The sequence below is a fragment of the Photorhabdus temperata genome (assembly GCF_025384845.1).
Taxonomy (GTDB): Bacteria; Pseudomonadota; Gammaproteobacteria; order Enterobacterales; family Enterobacteriaceae; genus Photorhabdus; species Photorhabdus temperata.
In genome coordinates this window covers 1-2583 of the sequence record NZ_JAJAFX010000142.1, presented here as the reverse complement: position 1 = coordinate 2583, position 2583 = coordinate 1, and the positions used below count along the sequence as shown (strand labels likewise).

General features: G+C 38.8%; 4 protein-coding genes. All 4 read right to left on the bottom strand.

Annotated features, from left to right (window positions below; all coding sequences use genetic code 11):
- Positions 1-204 precede the first annotated feature (204 nt).
- Positions 205-660 carry a PM0498 family protein gene (locus LGZ99_RS23995; protein ID WP_036841757.1) on the bottom strand — a complete coding sequence of 152 codons (456 nt, stop codon included), beginning with the start codon at positions 658-660 and terminating at the stop codon, positions 205-207.
- Positions 660-1094 (bottom strand): hypothetical protein, encoded by a 435-nt coding sequence (locus LGZ99_RS23990; RefSeq protein WP_051769846.1) that lies wholly within the window; start codon positions 1092-1094, stop codon positions 660-662. Before LGZ99_RS23990 ends, LGZ99_RS23995 begins: the two co-directional genes overlap by 1 nt.
- A 99-nt stretch (positions 1095-1193) precedes the next feature.
- Complete coding sequence (locus LGZ99_RS23985; RefSeq protein ID WP_036841758.1) at positions 1194-1394, bottom strand: hypothetical protein; 201 nt, start codon at positions 1392-1394, stop codon at positions 1194-1196.
- The coding region (locus LGZ99_RS24730; RefSeq protein ID WP_315903531.1) for a DUF637 domain-containing protein at positions 1384-2583 on the bottom strand (1200 nt) is incomplete at its 5' end. The genes LGZ99_RS24730 and LGZ99_RS23985, both read right to left, overlap by 11 nt.

Here is a 2583-nt window from a genome sequence, read left to right as displayed (position 1 = left end):
GTCTAAATCTACCTTAGCATTATATTTTTCAGAAAATATTTTCAAATAATAATTTCTTAACTATTCAAAAAGGGATTTGTTTTTCATTTAGGCAATCTCCTGCCTTCCTCTTTTTGTCTTATCTTTACTTAAAGGGCTATCGAATTGACAAATACAACTATATATAAGAATATGGTTGTATTTTAATTAGTTACTGTATATTTTCTACTGTAGTTTAATAAAGCTGTTTGTTATTAAAATAGGCTCATCATATGATTCTAAGTCTTCACTTAACCACATTTCCCCATTTCTATCTAGATGAAATTTAACTAAAGCTCCAAATTCATCTAATGAAATAATAACATTAAGTTTATCATTAGGATTTAAATATTCCCATGAAATAAGTAAAGAATTGCAAAATAATATTGAATACTCTAAATAATCTTTATCCACATAGTCATCAATATGAAGTGAATTTACAAAACATTCAAACCCAATACAATCCTGAAAATATTTTTTTGATACAGAAGAGCTATAATTCATAAGTTTTTTAGAGAAAAAACAATGTTCTTTTTCAATAAATCCACTGGAAATGATTGATTGTAGTTCATCTGTAAGAACCAGATAATTCTCTTTTAACTCTTTCATTTTCTGTTTCATTTTTAAGTTAATTTTTAGCATCATTTTTCCCCTAAATATTGTTTCATACCTTTATCAATCGCATTCTTAAAGCTACTATCCTTTAATAACTCATTGACTTTTTTAGGTGCATCAGGAAATGTATTTGAAATAGAATCATAATAATATTTATTTCCTTGATTGTCCTGATAGTGTAATTGCCCTGCTCGTTGACCAGGATTTGGGTTTTCCACATCAATACGTTCTTTACCTACTCCTTTCCAAATTGTTTTACTTGGTACTTGAACTCCGTTTGCACCTATCATTTGACCATTTTTGTTTAACGTATAGTCATGTGAAAATTGTTGGCCTTTATTCTTACCAACAATCGAAGCAACCGAAACCTTACTACCAATAGCACCACCAATACCGGCAGATTCTACCGTTTCTTTGGCTATTAATGCACCTTTTTCCCAGGCAGGCAGTGAGTTATACAACAGCCTCAAATCGTTCTGGTTCTCTGTGGTCACAAACTGGCTGAGATAGATTGACAGCCAAAGGGGGGATCCCGACTATACTGGTCGGGATCTAATTTATTATAAAGTCCGTTTGACTGCGATCAGCCAATCTTCCCACATAGCTGGATCTGCTGGGCTGGATGAATCATCCCAGATCGTCCAATCCATTGATCCCAATAAGCAACCTATATCATCCGACTTAGTCAATTCGTATTCATGCTCCAGAAAATAAAACATAGCTTTGTAAGCTTGTTCTATTGTAATCATCTTATTTTCCATTTTTACCACCTCTTGGCTTCAGTGAAGATAATCCCGTCTGAGGATCATATGATTTAGGTGGGTTATTTATCCCAGCATTGATCACTGTATCCCCACGAGTTTGAACCCAAGCTTGAGTTCCATCCGGCAACATACGTGCAGACCAGCTGTTACCATAACGATCACCACCTAAAATAGCTGTTTTATCATTTGCAACATCCAATATTAATTTTCTATTTTCAGAAGTATCAACAATATGCCCTTCCGCTTTGCGGAAAATATGTCCAACTCGTGACTCAGGAATAGTGACTTGATTATTTGATCTTACAGATGATTCATTATTAACGCGTACATTATTTCCTTTCCCTGTGTTAGTAGTTGACTTATTCCTTTCAACAATCGAAGCAACCGAAACTTTACCACCGATAGCACCACCAATACCGGCAGATTCTACCGCTTCTTTGGCTATTAATGCACCTTTTTCCCAGGCAGGTAGCGAGTTATACAACAGCCCTAAATCGTTCTGGTTTTCTGTCGTCACAAATTGGCTGAGACGATGAGCATCTTCTTCCGACAAGTCAAACATCCATCTCAGGCCACTAACAGCATCGGCTGTTTTTATGCCACCTTCCATTTCGGCCTGATAGGTCAACGTACATAACCCACCGTTCCCGGCACAGTCAGACAACATTTCTGCCCGTTGCGCAGCGCTCAGTTCTCCGTATTTGTTCCAGATGGCTTCGGTAGAGGCACCTTGCTTATTGGCCTCTTGAAGTTCTCTGGTCAGATTATAAACACTCATGGAATGCAGGTGATTGAAGAAGATCACGATTTCACCGGCGTTAGCACCACTGTTAGCGCCTTCTGCGCTATTGGTCGCAATCGCACCGGCAACGCCGCCGATAATTTTGCCCCCGGCTTGAATGCTCATCGGGTCGCTGAAAGTTTTATCCAGCGTGATTGCCGCCAGTTCCGCTGCCAATGCACCCACCGCAGCCCCTTTTGCGTTACCGCCACCTATCTCGGCGGCCAGAGCGGATACAGCAGCATGGCTAATTGCTTTGCCGGGTAAACCTAATATTTGGCCGTTTTTCCCAATTAAATTGGCCCCTTCCGCATTAATCTGACTGCCGATATTAGACAACAAAGCCGTGGTAAAATTGTCTTTAAAGCTGCCGCCATTAATCGTTGTCCCCAGACTGGCACCGAT

Excerpts from the sequence above, each read along its gene's own strand:
- LGZ99_RS23995 (WP_036841757.1), bottom strand. The coding sequence starts at position 660 with ATGCTAAAAATTAACTTAAAAATGAAACAGAAAATGAAAGAGTTAAAA.
- LGZ99_RS23985 (WP_036841758.1), bottom strand. The coding sequence starts at position 1,394 with ATGGAAAATAAGATGATTACAATAGAACAAGCTTACAAAGCTATGTTT.